This window comes from Fodinibius sediminis (genome assembly GCF_900182555.1).
Classification (GTDB): domain Bacteria; phylum Bacteroidota; class Rhodothermia; order Balneolales; family Balneolaceae; genus Fodinibius; species Fodinibius sediminis.
In genome coordinates this window covers 224,382-241,796 of sequence record NZ_FXTH01000001.1, presented here as the reverse complement: position 1 = coordinate 241,796, position 17,415 = coordinate 224,382, and the positions used below count along the sequence as shown (strand labels likewise).

At 51.3% G+C, this 17,415-nt stretch carries 17 protein-coding genes and 1 other RNA gene; 10 read left to right on the top strand and 8 right to left on the bottom strand.

The genetic code is table 11. The features are described 5' to 3' along the window. Nucleotides 1–34 precede the first annotated feature (34 nt). Nucleotides 35–898, bottom strand: a complete 864-nt coding sequence (locus FN808_RS01085; protein ID WP_142712687.1) for an alpha/beta hydrolase family protein — start codon at nt 896–898, stop codon at nt 35–37. Between the two features lie 124 nt (nt 899–1,022). Beyond that, entirely contained in the window at nt 1,023–2,564 is a 1,542-nt protein-coding gene (locus FN808_RS01080; protein ID WP_142712686.1) for a YifB family Mg chelatase-like AAA ATPase, read from the bottom strand. A 174-nt stretch (nt 2,565–2,738) separates the two neighbouring features. Between FN808_RS01080 and FN808_RS01075 the strand changes: the two genes are divergently transcribed. Next, nucleotides 2,739–3,155, top strand: coding sequence for a DUF4342 domain-containing protein (locus FN808_RS01075; RefSeq protein WP_142712685.1), 417 nt, complete (start codon nt 2,739–2,741; stop codon nt 3,153–3,155). Between the two features lie 71 nt (nt 3,156–3,226). Here the strand turns inward: FN808_RS01075 and trxB are convergent, their stop codons facing one another. Then, nucleotides 3,227–4,195 (bottom strand): thioredoxin-disulfide reductase, encoded by a 969-nt coding sequence (gene trxB, locus FN808_RS01070; RefSeq protein ID WP_142712684.1) that lies wholly within the window; start codon nt 4,193–4,195, stop codon nt 3,227–3,229. Nucleotides 4,196–4,464: 269 nt separating this feature from the next. On the opposite strand from trxB, the gene FN808_RS01065 reads away from it, so the two are divergent. After that, nucleotides 4,465–6,768, top strand: a complete 2,304-nt coding sequence (locus tag FN808_RS01065; RefSeq protein WP_142712683.1) for a glycosyltransferase — start codon at nt 4,465–4,467, stop codon at nt 6,766–6,768. Between the two features lie 42 nt (nt 6,769–6,810). Here FN808_RS01065 and FN808_RS01060 read toward each other — a convergent pair whose 3' ends face one another. Further along, complete coding sequence (locus FN808_RS01060; RefSeq protein ID WP_142712682.1) at nt 6,811–7,668, bottom strand: transglutaminase family protein; 858 nt, start codon at nt 7,666–7,668, stop codon at nt 6,811–6,813. Nucleotides 7,669–7,853: 185 nt separating this feature from the next. On the opposite strand from FN808_RS01060, the gene FN808_RS01055 reads away from it, so the two are divergent. The 5 genes from FN808_RS01055 to FN808_RS01035 all read left to right on the top strand — a co-directional run bounded on the left by FN808_RS01055 (nt 7,854) and on the right by FN808_RS01035 (nt 12,155). Continuing rightward, complete coding sequence (locus FN808_RS01055) at nt 7,854–9,077, top strand: arginine deiminase (RefSeq protein WP_142712681.1); 1,224 nt, start codon at nt 7,854–7,856, stop codon at nt 9,075–9,077. Nucleotides 9,078–9,089: 12 nt separating this feature from the next. Beyond that, nucleotides 9,090–10,325 carry a site-2 protease family protein gene (locus FN808_RS01050; RefSeq protein ID WP_185958184.1) on the top strand — a complete coding sequence of 412 codons (1,236 nt, stop codon included), beginning with the start codon at nt 9,090–9,092 and terminating at the stop codon, nt 10,323–10,325. Nucleotides 10,326–10,403: 78 nt separating this feature from the next. Then, nucleotides 10,404–10,823, top strand: a complete 420-nt coding sequence (locus FN808_RS01045; protein WP_142712679.1) for an outer membrane protein assembly factor BamD — start codon at nt 10,404–10,406, stop codon at nt 10,821–10,823. Nucleotides 10,824–10,900: 77 nt separating this feature from the next. Then, nucleotides 10,901–11,368, top strand: coding sequence for an SsrA-binding protein SmpB (gene smpB, locus FN808_RS01040; protein ID WP_142712678.1), 468 nt, complete (start codon nt 10,901–10,903; stop codon nt 11,366–11,368). 10 nt (nt 11,369–11,378) lie between these two features. Continuing rightward, the gene (locus tag FN808_RS01035) at nt 11,379–12,155 is read left to right on the top strand and encodes a M90 family metallopeptidase (protein WP_142712677.1); all 777 of its coding nucleotides are present in this window, start codon (nt 11,379–11,381) and stop codon (nt 12,153–12,155) included. Between the two features lie 15 nt (nt 12,156–12,170). Here FN808_RS01035 and FN808_RS01030 read toward each other — a convergent pair whose 3' ends face one another. From FN808_RS01030 to FN808_RS01015, 4 genes are all read right to left on the bottom strand, one after another. Continuing rightward, complete coding sequence (locus FN808_RS01030) at nt 12,171–12,677, bottom strand: OsmC family protein (protein WP_142712676.1); 507 nt, start codon at nt 12,675–12,677, stop codon at nt 12,171–12,173. Between the two features lie 177 nt (nt 12,678–12,854). After that, an RNA gene (gene rnpB, locus FN808_RS01025) (RNase P RNA component class A) lies at nt 12,855–13,223 on the bottom strand. Between the two features lie 101 nt (nt 13,224–13,324). Next, nucleotides 13,325–14,059, bottom strand: coding sequence for a zinc ribbon domain-containing protein (locus FN808_RS01020; RefSeq protein ID WP_142712675.1), 735 nt, complete (start codon nt 14,057–14,059; stop codon nt 13,325–13,327). Nucleotides 14,060–14,077: 18 nt separating this feature from the next. Continuing rightward, on the bottom strand, nt 14,078–15,133 hold the full coding sequence (locus FN808_RS01015) for a Nif3-like dinuclear metal center hexameric protein (RefSeq protein WP_142712674.1): 1,056 nt from the start codon (nt 15,131–15,133) through the stop codon (nt 14,078–14,080). A gap of 270 nt (nt 15,134–15,403) precedes the next feature. Here FN808_RS01015 and FN808_RS01010 point away from each other — a divergent pair, with 270 nt between their 5' ends. The 3 genes from FN808_RS01010 (at nt 15,404) to FN808_RS01000 (ending at nt 17,372) form a co-directional block, all read left to right on the top strand. Further along, on the top strand, nt 15,404–16,108 hold the full coding sequence (locus FN808_RS01010; protein ID WP_142712673.1) for a YggS family pyridoxal phosphate-dependent enzyme: 705 nt from the start codon (nt 15,404–15,406) through the stop codon (nt 16,106–16,108). Nucleotides 16,109–16,339: 231 nt separating this feature from the next. Then, entirely contained in the window at nt 16,340–16,705 is a 366-nt protein-coding gene (locus tag FN808_RS01005) for a hypothetical protein (RefSeq protein WP_142712672.1), read from the top strand. A 46-nt stretch (nt 16,706–16,751) separates the two neighbouring features. Next, the gene (locus tag FN808_RS01000; protein ID WP_142712671.1) at nt 16,752–17,372 is read left to right on the top strand and encodes a DivIVA domain-containing protein; all 621 of its coding nucleotides are present in this window, start codon (nt 16,752–16,754) and stop codon (nt 17,370–17,372) included. Nucleotides 17,373–17,415 lie beyond the last annotated feature (43 nt).

Sequence of the window (17,415 nt, the reverse complement as noted above, 5' to 3'; positions counted from 1 at the left end):
TACCGCTCTGTTTATAACTGTGTGGCAGGCGCTCTTATTGCAGGAATCGTTGAAACCATTTCCGGGTGTAGGTCAGAACCTGCCGGAAGACGGGAGGGAAGTCCTTTTCTTCAAAGGGGTGCGAAGTGTCGAAGGTGTGGCCAGAATCGGGCATCAGCTGCAGTTCTTTTTGATCGGAGGGACAGTGGTTGAATAGTTTCCGAGCTTCCTCGGCAGGGACGGCCTCATCATCCTTCGAGTGGATAAAAAGGGCGGGAATCTGAAGCTCCTGAACCCGTTTTACGGCTATCAGTCGATCGGCGTGGTCCAATGCATCTTCATAAACGACCTTTTTAACCGGCATGATTTGACCGGTACGTCCGTTCACAATTTCCGTTACGCCTTCTTTTTCCCAATCCTCAATCATCTGATTGCTCCAGCGGGCATTATAGTCAGCCACGGCCGACCAGGTGACCAGGCATTGTATTTCCGGGTATTCTGCTGCGGCAGCTACAGCCGTGTGCCCGCCCCGGGAGTGACCAATAATGCCCATGGCATCTGTCCGCAGGGAAAAGGGTTCCGGTGGTTCGATATCATTCTTCCCGAGGGCCTCAATGACAGCTCCCACATCATCAAGGTCCTGGCTCAGGGTTTCCCGTGCAAAGAGGTCCAGTTCATCAAAGTTCGTCATGCTTTGTCCGACGCCATTGAGGGAAAAATTGATGGCCAGTACCGCAAAGCCGGCGGAACTGAGAGCTTCACAGGCATCAGGGAAGGCGCCCCAGTCCTTGAATCCCTTGAATCCGTGTAAAAAAAGAATCAGCGGCAAAGAGGATGAACTTTCCACCATATCAGGGAGGTAGAGATCATAATAGATGGGCAGGTTTTCGGAGGATGGGACAGAGCCGGACTGTTTCATGAGAATATCGTGCGTTATCGGGGTTCTTGTTATCGGCTGCAGCGATTCAAGCGTTCACCAGGAAAAGGATATAAAATAAGTCCGTCAGTAGCAATGGGACGGGCGGCCGCAGGACGCCGGCCTATCAGCCCAGCCATCCTTCGCGGTCGAGGCTGCGGTACTGAATGGCTTCTGCAATATGGTTTGATTGGATGGATTCCGACCGCTCAAGGTCCGCAATGGTCCGTGAGACCTTTAGAATTCGGTCGTAGGCCCGCGCGGAGAGTCCAAGGGAGGTGATGGCTTTCTTGAGCATCTGGGCGCCGGCATCGTCGAGTTTGCATATTTTTCGCGCCATTTTTGTATTCATCTGGGCATTGCAGTACACGCCTTCAATTCCTATAAAGCGCTGGTTCTGAACTTCGCGTGCCTGAACCACGCGACTGCGTATCTGGGCAGAAGATTCGCCCCGTGATTTACTGGAGAGCTCGTCATAACTCACTTTTTGTACTTCAATATGCAGGTCAATGCGGTCGAGCAGGGGACCGCTGATCTTGCTGAGATATCGCTGCATCTGCGAGGGGGAGGCACCGGCTGGATCGCCGGGGTCGTACCAGTCGCCCGTGGGCGAGGGATTCATGGAGGCAACGAGCATGATACGGCTGGGATAGCTGACGCTCATCCGGGCCCTGGATATACTGACGGAGCCGTCCTCCAGCGGCTGGCGCATCACTTCCAGGGCGCTGCGCTTGAATTCGGGAAGTTCATCCAGGAAAAGCACCCCATTGTGCGCCATGGAGATCTCTCCGGGCATCGGAATACTTCCGCCGCCCACCAGCGCTACATCCGAAACGGTATGATGCGGGGAGCGAAAGGGGCGCGCGGTGACCAGGGCCTCCCCGCTGGGCAGAAGGCCGGCTACGGAGTGGATTTTAGTGGTTTCAAGCGCTTCATCAAGGGTGAGAGGTGGCAGTATGGCAGGCAGGCGCCGGGCCATCATGGTTTTTCCGGATCCGGGAGGACCCACCATGATGATATTGTGCCCCCCGGCCGCCCCCACTTCCAGGGCCCGTTTGACGTTTTCCTGGCCGCGAACATCGCTGAAATCAAGGATTTCATGGTCGTCGTTCCGGCGGAACATGGCTTCTACATCCACATCCAGTGGATCATGACTGTCCCTGTTGCGCAGCCAGCCCATCACCTGCTTCAGATGGTCAAAAGCATAGACCTGAACTCCGTCCACAACGGCTGCTTCCGGGCCGTTGGCGGCGGGCACAATCATATGCCCGATGCCCTTTTCGCGGGCCTGTACGGCCATAGGGAGCACGCCTTTGACGGCTCTGAGTTTGCCATCCAGGGCGAGTTCACCCAGCACCAGGGTGTCGCTTAGTCCCTCGGTTTTGATTTGTCCAGAAACGTGGAGCAGGGTTACGGCAATGGGCAGGTCGAAGGCACTGCCTTCTTTGGGCAGGTCGGCCGGGGCGAGGTTGACGGTAATACGTCCGCCGGGGAAGGAGGCATTGGAGTTTTCCAGGGCCGCTTCGATGCGGTCACTCGATTCGCTGACGGCACGATCGGGCAGACCAACCAGGAAATATTTGGGCATGCCCCCTGTTCGGTTTACTTCGACTTCGATAAGGCGGGCATCAACTCCGATGGTTGAAGCACAATAGACTCTTGATAACATGGCAACCCCTTGGCTGAATCTTTCTGGTTCCTTTTACGTAGTATGATCCTGAAAGAGTGAAATCCTTACAAAAAAAATGGATATTATTGAATATGCGGTTCAGGCGGCCATAGAAGAAGAGCCGTCAAATCAGAAACGGAGACACCGCCGGCACCCTAACAAAGACCCATGATTATGAAGAACAGATCATCAAAACAGACTTTTACGGAAGAGATCAAAGGTACGGCCTCTGAAATCATACGGCAGGTTAAGAAGCTTGTCAGAGAGGGCAATGCACGCAGAATCATCATTGAGGACAAGAATGGCAAAGTGCTGTTTCAGTCGCAGTTGACGGTGGGGCTGGCGGGAACGGCCGTACTGACGGCCGTTGCACCTGTGGTATCGGCCATAAGCATGTTTGCGCTGTTTATGAACGACATCAAGATCATCGTGGAACGCTATCCCGAAGAGGAGCAGAATGACGGAGATGAGTATGAAGTAGAAGCCGAGTTTATTGAAATCAAGGATGAAGAGGAGGCTGATACGGCGGCTGAGGAGAAGCAGCAGGCTGAGAAAACGGTGGGCAAGAAAGGAGAAGACAGCGAAGAATAGGGAGTCAGGCATTGAGAGCGCCGGCTCCCGGCCAGCACCGGCCCCTGATTTTCAATGCCTGAAAATAGGTTCTATTCCGCGGCTACGGCCTTCTTTACTTCTTCTTCAGCCAGGAACCGTTCCGCATCAAGAGCTGCGCGGCAGCCCGTTCCGGCTGCAGTTACCGCCTGCCGATAGGTCGGGTCCATGGCATCACCGCAGGCGAAGATACCTTCAAGATCGGTCTCCGTTGATTTCCCTTTGGTCACAATGTAGCCAACCTCGTCGGTGGTGAGGACCTCCTTGAACAGGTCGGTATTCGGCTTGTGTCCGATAGCGATGAAGACACCGGTCACATCCTCGAGCGTCGTTACGTCACCGGTTTCGTTATTGATCACCTTGACTCCGTCCACCACTTGCTCGCCCAGCACTTCCTGGAGTTCGGTGTCCCACAGGAATTCAATTTTCTCATCATTGAAAGCGCGGGTCTGCAGGGCTTTGGAGGCGCGCAGTTCCTGGCGTCGGTGCAGAACGGTTACTTTGCTGGCAAATTTGGTGAGGAAGGTCGCTTCTTCCATGGCCGTATCGCCGCCGCCTACTACAACCACATGCTGGTCGCGGAAAAAGGCGCCGTCGCAGGTTGCACACGCTGAAACCCCCTTGCCGCGCATACGCTGCTCACTTTCAAGTCCCAGCCACTTGGCGGAGGCCCCGGTGGAAACGATGATGGCTTTGGCGAAAAGTTCGTTTTCCTCGTCAATGGTCAATTTGTAGGGGCGGCTGCCGAAATCAATATCGGTGACCATTCCATAGCGGCAGTCCGCTCCAAAGCGCTCGGCCTGTTCGCGGAAATCCTGCATCATTTTAGGACCCAGTACGCCCTCGGGATAGCCGGGATAGTTTTCCACATCGGTGGTCTGCATTAGCTGTCCCCCGGGTTCGGGACCTTCAAAAACCAGTGGTTTTAAATCGGCACGGGCTGCATAAAGGGCAGCTGTCAGACCGGCCGGCCCGCTTCCTACGACAACGACATCAAATGTCTTTCCTGCAATATCTTCCATTATGTACTCAGTAGTTTCCTTGATTAATTTCATCCAAAGATACAAAAAATAGTATGAAAGATTGAGTCGATATTTTTTATGGGAGTGATAGGAACTGTTGATTAAAGGGCGCACCAGCGGCTTGATGAAAAGCAAAAATCATCGTACGCCACCGCGGGGAGATGAAATCGCTGCCTTTGCAGCGAAATGAGCGATGAATAATTTTCGCCTTTTTCTTTTCAGCTCGTATATTTCGACAGAACAAACTTACATCATTGGGAAGCTAGTCTATGTCTAATACCCCGCTGCTTACGGTTACGCTTGTCGTTCAGGATCAGAAGGATGTTATTGAAAATACGCTGACATCGCTGTATGAATGTGGCGATATCTCGTTTGAGCTTTTTGTGATCGATGATGCTTCCTCCGACGGCAGCGACGAGGTTATCCAGTCAGTACTTGACTACTACCAGCACGAACAAACCTTCTATTACGAACACGGGCAGCGGTCGGGACGCGGCCATGCGCTCAACGAGGCTCTCCTGCAAAGCAACGGGTCGCTTTTCTGGGCTCCCGAGACGATCAGTGAGATCAACGAGTCGCAGCTTGTTGCCAGTCTGAATCGATTGGAGGGCGCACGCGAACCGGGCATTGTGCAGCGTCATGAACTTCCCGCGGATCAATCGGGGTGGCTGGGGCTTGTCAAGCGAAACCAGTGGCCCACAGATGGGGCTTTTATCTGGAATCTGGAGCAGCTTCCAGGCGTCCGCCGTTATTTTAATCCCTTTTTGGATAGTTACGGCGCCATGGAGTTGGCCGAGCGCATGACCGGAATCCCGTTTTTGTTCAGTGACCAGCCCTGGTCGCGCCCCAGCCCCATGGAAGACATCCCGCCTCCGTCCTCCGCCCTGCGGCAGGAGATGTTGTTTACCCTGTTGCGCAAACTGAAAGGGGCGGGGTCAAAACGGAATACTATCCTGAAGGCCCTGCAGTCGCTGGAGACCCAAGAACCTCCCCTCAGCGAGCGTGATTTTGAAATCGAGATGCTCAATAAGGCCGTGGCCCTGAAAAAGGACGGCCGGTTCAATGCGGCGCTGGAGCTGATAGAGGAGGTGCTCGAAGATCGACCGTCTCACCCTGCGGCCAAACAGCTCAAAATACAGCTGCTGGAGAAAAAGCGCCGGTTTGTGGAGGCCTCGGAACTCAAGCATGAGGTTAACAAGAAGGTGCTTTCCGAGCAGAAAAAGGATGAGGAGCATGCCGAAAGTGGGGAGGGGGAGACCTCCGGTGACATAGAACCGGCGGAGATCACGCTCATCATTCCTACGGCGGTGCACGGGAAGGGGGCGCTGGAACATTGCCTGCTCTCGGTCTCGGAGCACTGCAACCTCTCCGGTGTTGAGCTGATAGTGATCGATAATGCCAGTCTTGACGACACGCATGATTATCTTCAGGAACTGCAGGAGAAGCAGTTCCTGCGGTGCCGGGTCATCACCAATCGGCAGAACAGGGGGTTTGCAGCCTCGGTGAACCAGGGGCTGGAGAAGGCCGAAACGCCCTATGCGTGCATCATGCACAATGATGTTGAGTTTAGCAGTGACGGGCTGGGGCAGCTGAAAAAAATTATGGAGGCTCACCCGGAGTATGCCCTGGTCGGTCCGGCGGCTGACAAGACTTACAATCCCGATCAGTCCACACGCAATATTGATTCTGAGGGGCCCGGGCTGGTGCCCGCCGAATACATCGACAGTTTCTGCATGATGCTGCGCACCGATACCGGGCTGCGCATGGACGAACACTACGAGCTTGCCTTTTTCGAAGACATCGACCTCTGTTTTCAGGCGCGCACAGCCGGCCACAAAGTGGGTATTGCTCCGCATGTGCAAGTGACGCATCACCTGGGCACAACCACATTCCCACTGGACCTGGATACCGAGAGCCGGCAGTACTGGAAAAACGTGTCCTATTTTAACGAGAAATGGGGAATTGAGAAATTTTCCGAACAAGAACTCAAAGCACTGAGTAATTTTGATCAGCTGCTGGCGCTCGATGAACTGGTAAATCCACTGTTCCCCGAGGAAGAGATCAAGGCCCAGTTTGCCCGTCTTTTTACGGATGAGATGCGAACCGAGATTTTCAATTCGGAGCATGACCCGGAGACGTTGTGTCGTCTGGTGCACCTCTTTATGGTTATGAATAAGCGGGATATCCTGCGCCGCTTCGAAGATCGTCTGGAAGGGATTGAGCTGCCGGCCACGCTCATCTATCAGCTTGTGCGCTTTTACTTCGACCGCAACATCTATTCCCGCTGCTTATATTATCTGGATCAGCTGGAGTCCCCGAACGAGAGCCTGCGCGCCGACCTGTATCGGTTGGCCATCTACATAGAAAACAAGAATTTTGAAGAAGCCATCCCGCTCCTGCGCCACCTGCTCGATCAGGCGCCGGCGAATCCTACGCTGTACAAACTGGCGGGCGACATTCACAAATTCAACGGTAATGAGGAAGAGGCGGCCTCCTTTCACCGGCTGGCCGGACAGATTAATCCGTTTAAATTTGATGAAACGCCCACAGACGCCTTTGGTTTTGAGCGATAATCGGTGAGAACCAGGCTGCAGCCGTGCCTTTCTTCGGCTCTGTCAGAGGTGGGTCATCATCTCTACGGTCTGGAGGAGATGGCTCAGCCCTTCGGTTTTGTGAGAAAGATCCTTTTTCTCGTAACTGCTGATCAGATTCCGGATGCACCGGGCCAGTATCACAGGCTCGCTGGAGGGCTGGAAATGTTCGCTTTTGGGCGTAACCCCATTCTGCTCCAGAAAATAGAAACACTGGTTATAGGTCACGATTTTCCCGTGATCGAAGGGGTCGATCAATATTTTTTCCTGTTCCGCCTTATACATCAGCATAAAATGGATCGGCATGTTAATACCGCGGAACGGCAGATCCAGCCGGCGGGCGATGAACAGGACAATCAGTCCAAGAGAGATGGGTAGTCCCTTGCGGCGGTCCATAACCTGGTTGAGGAAGGAATTCTTCGGGTTGTAGTAATCGGTCATGCTTCCTGAAAATTCAAGGTCCGTGAAGACCAGGTCCAGCACCTTGTGCATTTTCTGTGTTTCTGACAGGGAGTACTGCACATCGGCCGCAATACGTTCGGCATACCGGTCGAGCTGCTGCCGGTACTCGCTGGCCCGCAGCGTGGGGTTGTCAAAACGGGCAAGAATGAAGATCGCTTTTTCCAGCTGTTCGAGGTCATTCAAACCGTTTCCCAGGACGTCAAGGAAATCTTCCTCGACACTGCTGTAGGTAATCCACTGGATGATTTCGCTGATTAGCGCCCGTTCCTTTTCGTCGTTGATTTCGTTTTTTCGCTGATCGAGCAGGGGAACCGCATTATCACCCAGTTCAAACAGGCGTTTTTTGACTTCCGACTGTACATAGGGATCGGGATCATCCAGTAAATAGACGAGCGATTCTATTTCTTTTTTTTCAGGCATTGCAGGGGTCCATCAAATTCTAAAAGAGATCGCTTGAATAAACTGCATGGAGTACATCAAACGACCGTCGACCAAAATAACCATTCTATTGCACTTTTATATAACAAAAAACATAATTTAAAAATTGTGCAATCAAAACGTATATTCTGGGGAACCAGATGCCTCCTTGCTAACCCATTGATATTATGAATATATCCGTAAATTCCGAGATTGGCCGGCTTAAAAGGGTTATTGTACACACTCCCGGGCATGAAGTGTCGCTTGTAAACCCGGAGCTGAAAGATCAGCTGCTGTTCGATGATATCATTTTCGAGGAGGACGCGCGCCGGGAACACCTGGATATGATCCGGATCTTCAAAGCAGCCATGCCGGGAGACGGTGAGGTTCTTGAAATCAACGACCTCTTCCTGGAGTGTTTTCAGCAGGAGGATGCCCGGGCCTTCTTTGTCGAAGAGCTTGTCAAGCGACTAAGCGAAGAAAATCTCCACACCATAGAAGAGGAGCTGTTGCAGCTGCAGCCCGGTGAGCTGCTGCAGTTTGTCATTGAAGGGGCCACACCGGCAATTGGTGGGTTTACGATGCTGCCCACGCCCAACCTGCTGTTTACGCGGGACCTCGCCGCGGTTGTTGGAGACAGTTTGTTGCTTTCACGTCCGGCTAAAAAGGCCCGCCTGCGGGAGGCTATTCTGATGGAAACGCTGGCCAGGTACCATCCCCATTTTGCCGGGGTGCGCGATAATATCATTAAGATTGGCGAGCAGGAATCCATCGAGGGCGGGGATGTGCTGGTGGTCTCCGACCGTGTGGTGCTGATTGGCATGAGCGAACGAACATCCTTCAGCGGCCTGATGAAGGCGACCGAGAAGCTGCTTGAAAACGGCATTGAGCATGTGCTGGCCGTCGATATTCCCAAGCAGCGGTCCTCCATGCATCTTGATACCATCTTTACCTTCTGCGATGATGATGAATGCATTGTTTTTCCTCCCGCTATCACCGAGCGCCGCGACAATGTGGTGGCGCTCTCTTATGCAGACGGCAACATCATCAATCAGTCGATGCCCTCGCTGAAGGAGGCGCTGGAGCATTTTCTGCAGCGGGAGCTGACCTTTATCAGCTGTGGCGGAGCGGAACGTACGAACCAGTTCCGAGAGCAGTGGACCGACGGAGCCAATGTTTTTGCCCTGGCTCCAGGCATCATTGTGGGTTATGAGCGAAACACCAATACATTTCGTGAACTAAACCGGCACGGCTATCGTTTGATGAATCAACACGAATTTATCGAGGAATTTGAAGAAAAAGAATTTGATCCCGGAAGTCAGAAAATTGCCATTAAGTTTATTGGCCATGAATTGTGCCGGGGTCGTGGTGGAGCACGTTGTATGACGCTGCCTATCACAAGAGCCAATTAAATTATTTTTATCTTGGATAACGAACCTTCCCTAGACAGAAGTAACCAGATTTACGACCAACCGCCCGTCAATCCTGCACAGGCGAGGCAAAAAGAAGAGGAACCGAAGCTTGATGGTGCGACCATTGCCAAGCACCTCGGCCTTTTTGTGCTTACCTTTGTGTTGGTATCGCTGGCCGGATCCAGCTTCGTCGGTTTTGAACCCACGCCCTTTCCGGTGGCCCTGCCTACTGAAACCGATTTTTACCGCGGGGTGCTGTTTGCCAGCTTGTTGCTGGGCTTTCTGGGAGTGCATGAGTTCGGGCATTATTTTGCAGCACTTTATCACAAGATCAGGGTTACGCTGCCCTACTTTATTCCGGTACCGCTCGGCATTGGCACGCTGGGGGCCGTAATCCGGATCAAGCAGAAGATCAATGATAACTACAAGATGTTTGATGTGGGAATTGCAGGTCCCCTGGCGGGTTTTGTGGTTTCCCTGGCCATTCTGCTGTATGGCTTTTCCACCCTGCCCGAGCCCTCCTACATCCAGCAGTTCGAGGGACATGAAGCGGTTAAAAGCTATGTCGCCGAGCATGGAACGTATCCGGAAGACCCGCCGGGAGAGACCAATGGGGAGACCCTGATCCTGGGCAACACGTTGCTTTACAGCTTTCTGGCCTCTTTTTTTGAAAATGTACCGCCAATGTGGGAAATGTATCATTACCCTTTTCTCTTTGCGGGATGGCTGGGGCTCTTCTTTACGGCGCTGAACCTGATGCCCCTGGGGCAGCTGGACGGCGGGCATATTTTGTATTCTCTTATCGGCTTTAAGAAACACCAGACGGTGGCGCGTATTTTCTTCGGCCTGCTGGTAACTCTGGCCGGTATTGAGATCATTCCCTTTATTCACTTGTCGCTGCTCGAATACGAGTTAACGGGGGGGATCCTCAGCTGGCTTATCTGGGCTGCTGTGCTATTTCTTCTGCTCCGCAAAGCATTTCACGGTGATCATCGCTGGATTGCTCCGATGCTGGCGATATCATTAGCTGCATCCGCCGCCTACCTCTATCTCTATGTGGGCAGTATCAGTGAATCGGGATCATTAATCTGGGTAGTATGGGCCTTTTTTACCGCCTACCTGGTGGGTATTGAGCATCCACCGGCACTTTACGAACGACCACTTAATCCTGCTCGCTCCCTTTTGGGATGGATGAGTATGGGGATCTTTGTGGTATGCATCAGTCCTAATCCACTGTATTTGATATAGCTATCTTTTCCTTATCTTAACGGCATCGGATTTGATGCCTGAACAGCTTATTTCTAATTTTTTAAATTTCATTATTTCATGCGTTTCGTTTCATTTTTTCTGTTATCCATGCTATTTGTGGCCTGCTCCGGCTCAACCCCTGAAAATCTTTCGGAGGAAGTCGATCAGCTGCTCGCCGACGATAGCTACCAGGAAGCAATACAGCTGCTCGAAAATGCCAATGCTGAGGAGACCGCAGAGGATTTGGCCGAACTGAAGGAAAAAACGTATCTGAACTACGGGCTGTACCTCGAATACCGTGGTCCGGAAGACAGCAGCATGCGTGATCGCATGACATCAGCGCTGGAGCAGTACATCAAAGTGCTGGAGATTAATCCCGATAACCAGAAAGCGCGTTCAGAGATCAAGCAGATCATGGGGATCTATCAAACGATGCCCGACCGATCACCCGGAGAAGAGATCCTTCAGGATCTGGAAGCGCTGGGTATTGAATATTAAAACAGGTTGGAAGGATGATTATTTAACACCTGTACGTCCCGATCGCTGCAAAACCGAACACTGAAACTTGTCCAATTATGGCTACTAACACGCCGACGATAAAAAATCGAAAAGCCCGGCATGAATATCACGTTGAGGATACCTATGAGGCGGGTATTGTGCTGCAGGGAACCGAAGTGAAGTCACTGCGCAGCGGCAATGCCAGCCTGAGCGAGTCTTTCGCCTACCTTCAGGATGGGGAGGTATGGCTGCGGGATATGTATATCAAGCCGTATAAGCAGGGCTCCTATACCAACCACGATGAACGCCGTCCCCGGAAGCTGCTGCTGAACAAACGGGAGATTGCCGAGCTTGACAAGGCCGTCAGCCAGAAGGGATATACCCTCGTTCCGCTTAAGCTATACTTCAAGAAGGGCTATGCCAAGATATTGCTGGGTGTTGCCAAAGGGAAGCAGCGTCATGACAAGCGGCAGGATATCAAGGAGCGTGATATGAAACGCGATATTGACCGCAAATACAAGGGAACCTATAAAGTAAACCTGTAGGAGCATTGCCATGTTTGGGTTTAAGACGTGGCGCCGTAAACGATGGGCCGGGCAGTCCTTTCCGGAGTCATGGCAGGCCGTGCTCCTGCGCAATGTGCCCTATGTAAGCCATTTGCCTGCCGAATTGCAGGAGAAACTGCAGGGACTGGTGCAGGTTTTTCTGCATGAAAAACATTTTGAGGGCTGTGCAGGACTGGAAATGACCGATGAAATACGGGTGACAATCGCTGCACAGGCATCCATCCTGCTGCTGGGTATTGAGGATTTAACCTATTTCTATAATGATCTGCGGTCCGTACTGGTTTATCCCGAGCCCTACGTGGTCAAAATAAAGAACCGTCACAGCAGCTTTTTTGTTCAGGAGGGCTTCCAGCAGCGCCGCGGGGAGGCCTGGGAGCGGGGGCATGTGGTGCTGGCGTGGGATGAAGTGAGGAAAGGAGCCTCAGACATCCACGACGGCGAGAACCTGGTGTTTCATGAATTCGCCCACCAGCTGGATTATGAATACGGGGCCACCGACCAGATTGAACAGGATCATGATGAATCCCACTATCTTTCATGGGCCCGGGTCGTTGGTGGGGAGTATCAGAAGTTCCTTCATGCCATAGAACAAAATCAGCAGACCCTGATTGATGCCTATGGGGCTACCAGCCCGGCTGAATTTTTTGCGGTTATTACGGAAGCCTTCTTTGAAAAGCCCGTAGAACTCAGGCATAAGCATCCGGAGCTCTACCGGCAGCTGCAGGAATTTTACCGTCAGGATCCCGCTTCCTATCTTTCAGCCTAGGCGCCGGTGCGTTATTTAATGGAGGGGGAGGTTGGCACTCAGCTCGGGACTGTTTTTCAGGGTTTGATAGATCACACAATACCGTTCGGTAAGCTCTATCAGTTTTTCAATTTTTTTGGGCTCTGCATCGGTGTCGAGATCAAAAGTCAGGCTTATTGATTTAAATCCCACCGGAACTTCCCGCGATACCCCGAGGGTTCCGCGGAAGTCGAGCAGTCCTTCCGCCTTTACTGTGCCGTCATGAACCGTGATGTCCATGGCAGTAGCCACCGACTTCAGGGTGACGCCAGCACAGGCAACCAGCGCCTCGAGCAGCATGTCGCCCGAGCAGGCCTGCGAGCCGTCTCCACCTGTTGCAGGATGAAGTCCAGCTTCAGCAACACCGGTATCCGTTTCGACTTCACATGAGATATCGGCACCCAGCTTGCCTTCGGCATGCAGCAGCAGTTCGGCTTTCTGGGGATTCGTCTTGTATTCTTCTTTGAGTGGGTGTTGAAGGGTACGGAGTTCTTTGGAATTCATGATCGTTGTTGACAAATCCTGAGGTTAGGATGACCTGTGGTTGTTAGTTGGTTTACTAATAAAGCTCATTGTCATCTTAAATGAAAGTTTATTTCCCTGACATCGCGCTGGTGGTTTGGCGGGGTCGGCTGCAGAAAGAACAAAAGGCTGCCCTTGTTAGACAGCCTTTTGATATAAATCGTGGGATGGTCTGTAAGCCGAATTCTGTATCCTGTCTGCCATTGCAGCAGTCAGGATGACAACCATTTATCTAATCTCTGAATTGCTCCAGAGCCTGCGCACTCTACCCGGCAGTATAGCGACAAGCAACGCACTGCCTGCATGAGCTTGCACCCTGTGAGGTTTACCGTGCCTCCGTATGTCACCATCGGAGCGGTGAGCTCTTACCTCGCCTTTTCACCCTTGCCACCGGCGTTAAACGCCGGGGCGGTTTGTTTTCTGTGGCACTTTCTTACCGGTTGCCCGGCACTTCCCGTTAGGAAGCACAGTGCTTGTCGGTGTTCGGACTTTCCTCTCGCCTTGGCGAGCGGCTGCCCGACCATCCATAAAAAAGATACGAAATTTCTACCCAAAAGAATAGAGGCGGGCAACAGGACTCTGCAATATACGGGGCCGGACCAAGAGTAAATGATCGTGGCGTGCTGTTCTTACAGCGAAAGCTGTTCTTTGGCTTTCTTGAAAAAAGATGGATGCACCACAATGCGTCCACTATTTTCATCAATAATAATCTTATTCTTATGGCGAACTTCGACCTGGGTTTGCGGAGGCAGTGCCATTCCCAATGCCGCTCCTTTCTCCATCGGTACAACAGCCAGTCCGTTGGAGAGGCCGTTGCGCAGTCGCTTGTAGCTTTTCAGGTAGCGTTGGCTGATATCTTTTTCAACCTCTTCGCGCTTATCAAGAAGCATTTCTTCCTCTTCTTCCGTCTCTTTGACAACTTTGTCAAGGTTCTGCTTCTTATCTTCATACAGCGCTTCGACCTGTTCCAGCTGCGCCTGGGCTTCTTCGATCTCCGGGTCAATTTCATCCATTCGCTTCTCGATCTCCTCCTTGCGCGACTCGGCATTCTCGATGACCTGTTTCTGAGAATCGATCTCTTTCGTCAGCGCATCGTATTCCCGATTGTTGCGGACCGACATCTGCTGTTCTTCGTACTTGTCCATTTTATTCTGGGCATCCTGGATTTCGAGCTCGAGGTTGTCTTTCTCTACTTTCAGGTTTTTCTTTTCTTCCTCAAGCCGCTTAATTTGTGCCTCGTAGCGATTGATGTCTGTTTCAATATCGAGAATTTCTTCCGGCAGATCACCCCGTAGCTGCTTTAGCTCATCAATTCTGGTGTCGATATACTGAAGATTAGCTAATTGTTGAAGTACTTCTTCCATAGATTCGGTTATCGTGGTTTATTCCTGCGGATTTTGGTTATGTTCAGGTATGAAAACCTGCATTGGATTGGTGGTTATTTGCGTTTCAAGAACTTCAAGGTGTTCAAATGCTTCGCTCAGTTCTTGCTGAAGTGCCGCCACCATGGGCACTTCACTTTCATAATGGCCTACATCGACCAGTAAAAAGTTCTTGGTATCGGTAAAAAAATCGTGGTATTTAATATCAGCTGTTACGAATGCCTGAGCCCCCTCGGCAATGGCTTTCTGGGCAAGCGAGACCCCCGCACCGCCGCAAACGGCTACCTTCTTGATCCGTTCCGCACTTCCTGAAAACCGTACGGCAGGCACATTCAACACGTTGGATACGACGTCCAGAAACTGCTGCTGCGTCAATCCCTTGTCGCGGTAAAAGCCTACCACGCCCATGCCCACATTGTTTGACGGGTTTGCCACCTCCATCACCTGGAAGCTGCCCCGATGCAGCAGGCCGTTTTTCTTGAGTTCCTTCTTGAGATCACCTACATGATGCTGATCCATAATCGCTTCGTAGGTGTATTGGTCTTGTTTGCGTCCCTCTACCTTGTAGTAATGGGCTTCTTTTGCGGAATAATAGTTGAGCAGCTTTAAGACCGATTCACTGTCGGAATGGCTGGTGGTGAGCACAATCTTGCGGCTGATGGGATAGCTGTTATCAAGAAACTTCAGATTTTCAAGTCCCAGGCTCTGGGCCAGAACAAATGAGACACCGTCGAGCGCAGCATCGAGATTGGTGTGCGCGGCAATAAGGGCGATGTCGTTTTTAATGAGCTGGTATATGATCTTCCCTTGTTCATTGGTAGGATTGATCCGATCGATACTTTGAAAAATAAGGGGGTGATGCGCTACAATAAGATCACACTTTCGGTCAATGGCTTCTTCTACCACCTCAAGGGTTACATCAAGACAAGTTAGAATGCGGGAGGCGGGTTGTTTGGGGTCGCCGACTAATAATCCAACGTTATCGTAGTCGAGCTTTGTACTGGGGGGTGCCCATTGGTCGAGGAAGGTAGAAATATGCTGAACCTGCGTGTTCATGCGGGCTATCGGCCTCCGTACTTTGATGGTTTGGTTTCGAAGCACCTGAGCCGATGCATAACTAATCTAGAATCGAAATAAAAGATACTCAGAATTAGGAGCAATGGTGTTTGGGATTCGATCTTTTAATTCAGGCTCATAAAATACCATTTTAATCCCTTTCATAAAAGCTTATTTTTAAGATCATTCTGCACCTCTTGTACGCTATATGGAGGAGGTACAGCAGAAAGCCGATTGGAACTACCATTTTGCAACCCTAAATAAGTGTTTATGTCTGAGGATATTTGTCAAAATCTCGCCACCGTCAAGGATCGAATAGCCGGGGCCTGCGTCCGTGCCGGGCGCGACCCAGAAGAGGTCCGGCTCATCGCTGTCAGCAAAATGAAACCGCTGGACGACATCAAAACCGCTTTTGACTGTGGACAACTTCATTTCGGTGAAAACCGCGCCAGAGAACTCCAGGAAAAGATGGAGGCCTGTGATGAAGAGCAGATCCAGTGGCATATGGTCGGGAACCTCCAGACCAATAAAATCAAATACATGGTTGATCGGGTTAACTGGATTCATTCAATCGAGAAGAAGAAATATCTCCGGGAAATAGAAAAAAGAGCGTCCCGTATCAACCGGACCATTAAAACACTTATTCAGATAAATATAAGCGGGGAGGAGCAGAAAGGAGGCTGTGAAGCCGGAGACTTGGCATCCGTTCTTGAATATGCACAGGCCCTGGAGCATGTGGAGGTCTGCGGACTTATGGGGATGGCGACCTTTGTGGAAAAGGGCAACGCAGAGGCGGTGCGCCCCCAATTTCAGCGGCTTCGACAGCTGCGTGATAAGCACCGGTCGTATGATTCTGACAATATTCGGCTTGAACACCTATCAATGGGAATGACCAACGATATGGAGGTAGCTATCGAAGAGGGGGCAACCATGGTGCGCGTTGGACGTGCCATATTCGGCGAACGCAACTATTAGTGGGTAAAATCGTTATAAGGATGTTTCAATATCGCTAAGATTTAGTACATTACCTTGCAGGCGGCAGGAGTTCGCAATGAAAGCCTGTGCTGGGTTAGGTAGTATAGTGATCGAAAAACAGCATAGCCATGACATCATACAGCTCAGGGGCAATTATTTTAAATTCCGTACCCCTGAAGAGGCTAATGACAGCAGGATTCTGGCATTGCATAACAATTGGAGGAATACAATATGACATTTGAAGAGATGGTAGTAGCACTTGTGGGAGCTGTCGGGGGAATTGGGCTGGTTGCATTTATTTTTGCAAAAATAGTGGGGTTGATAAAGACCTGGATCAACCGCAACAACACGGCTATTACAGAGGAAGATTTTGACAACCTTGCCCAGGCTTTTATGGAATATCGGTCCAACAGTGAACGGCGCATTCGTAATTTGGAAGCTATTGTGGCTGGTGAAGAGACCGAGTCCCAGTCACTGCCTCATCAAGCTGAATCAGTGGAACAGGCAAGCAAATCCATAGAACTGGAAGATAACGATGAGCGCAACTCTGCGGCTGATCCGGGAGGAAGCCTCCGGAACATGTTGAACGAACGATAGGTTTTAATAACAGTAATAACTTTCACCTACTTTAGGGCATTTTGCTATGAAATTAACGGCACTTGAGATCAAACAGCAGAATTTTGAGAAATCGCTTCGCGGTTACGACAAAGCAGAGGTAGAGGCATTTCTTAATCTCATGTCGAATGAATGGGAACACATGGTCTCGAAAAACCGTGAACTACAGAAAAAAATTGATGATCTGGAGGAAAAGCTGAAGCACTATGAGCGGGTGGAGGAAGCGCTTCATGAAACCCTGCAAACGGCCAAGGAATCGGCCGAACAGAAGCTTACCGGTGCCCGGCGCGAGGCGCAGACCAAAATAGAAAAAGCCGAAATGGAGGCTGAAACGATAATCCGAGATGCGACCCAGCAGCGCCAGCAGGTACGGCAGAGCATTATCCGTTTGCTGGATCGCCGCAAGGAGATTATCGGGGGCATTCGTTCCTATCTCGAAATGGCCCAGGAGTCGCTCGAGCAATTCTCCAAAGACGAGGCGTCTCTTTTTAACCTGCCTGATGAGGAGGGGGAAGTGTCCATAAAATTAAAAGAACGCGTGGAGCGGCAGCAGAAAAGATCCTCGGAGGGGGAAGACGCTGAAGCGGAACCTCAACCGCTGCCCCCCGGTGCAGAAAATGTGGATGACATCATCGATGAGTTGGATTGACTGTGGTGGACAGACATTCATAAACGAAATAGTACTGTTGGGA

Bases quoted from the DNA above. Each gene is read 5' to 3' on its own strand.
- FN808_RS01085 (WP_142712687.1), bottom strand. From the start codon at position 898: ATGAAACAGTCCGGCTCTGTCCCATCCTCCGAAAACCTGCCCATCTAT.
- FN808_RS01080 (WP_142712686.1), bottom strand. From the start codon at position 2,564: ATGTTATCAAGAGTCTATTGTGCTTCAACCATCGGAGTTGATGCCCGC.
- FN808_RS01075 (WP_142712685.1), top strand. From the start codon at position 2,739: ATGAAGAACAGATCATCAAAACAGACTTTTACGGAAGAGATCAAAGGT.
- trxB (WP_142712684.1), bottom strand. From the start codon at position 4,195: ATGGAAGATATTGCAGGAAAGACATTTGATGTCGTTGTCGTAGGAAGC.
- FN808_RS01065 (WP_142712683.1), top strand. From the start codon at position 4,465: ATGTCTAATACCCCGCTGCTTACGGTTACGCTTGTCGTTCAGGATCAG.
- FN808_RS01060 (WP_142712682.1), bottom strand. From the start codon at position 7,668: ATGCCTGAAAAAAAAGAAATAGAATCGCTCGTCTATTTACTGGATGAT.
- FN808_RS01055 (WP_142712681.1), top strand. From the start codon at position 7,854: ATGAATATATCCGTAAATTCCGAGATTGGCCGGCTTAAAAGGGTTATT.
- FN808_RS01045 (WP_142712679.1), top strand. From the start codon at position 10,404: ATGCGTTTCGTTTCATTTTTTCTGTTATCCATGCTATTTGTGGCCTGC.
- smpB (WP_142712678.1), top strand. From the start codon at position 10,901: ATGGCTACTAACACGCCGACGATAAAAAATCGAAAAGCCCGGCATGAA.
- FN808_RS01035 (WP_142712677.1), top strand. From the start codon at position 11,379: ATGTTTGGGTTTAAGACGTGGCGCCGTAAACGATGGGCCGGGCAGTCC.
- FN808_RS01030 (WP_142712676.1), bottom strand. From the start codon at position 12,677: ATGAATTCCAAAGAACTCCGTACCCTTCAACACCCACTCAAAGAAGAA.
- FN808_RS01020 (WP_142712675.1), bottom strand. From the start codon at position 14,059: ATGGAAGAAGTACTTCAACAATTAGCTAATCTTCAGTATATCGACACC.
- FN808_RS01015 (WP_142712674.1), bottom strand. From the start codon at position 15,133: ATGAACACGCAGGTTCAGCATATTTCTACCTTCCTCGACCAATGGGCA.
- FN808_RS01010 (WP_142712673.1), top strand. From the start codon at position 15,404: ATGTCTGAGGATATTTGTCAAAATCTCGCCACCGTCAAGGATCGAATA.
- FN808_RS01005 (WP_142712672.1), top strand. From the start codon at position 16,340: ATGACATTTGAAGAGATGGTAGTAGCACTTGTGGGAGCTGTCGGGGGA.
- FN808_RS01000 (WP_142712671.1), top strand. From the start codon at position 16,752: ATGAAATTAACGGCACTTGAGATCAAACAGCAGAATTTTGAGAAATCG.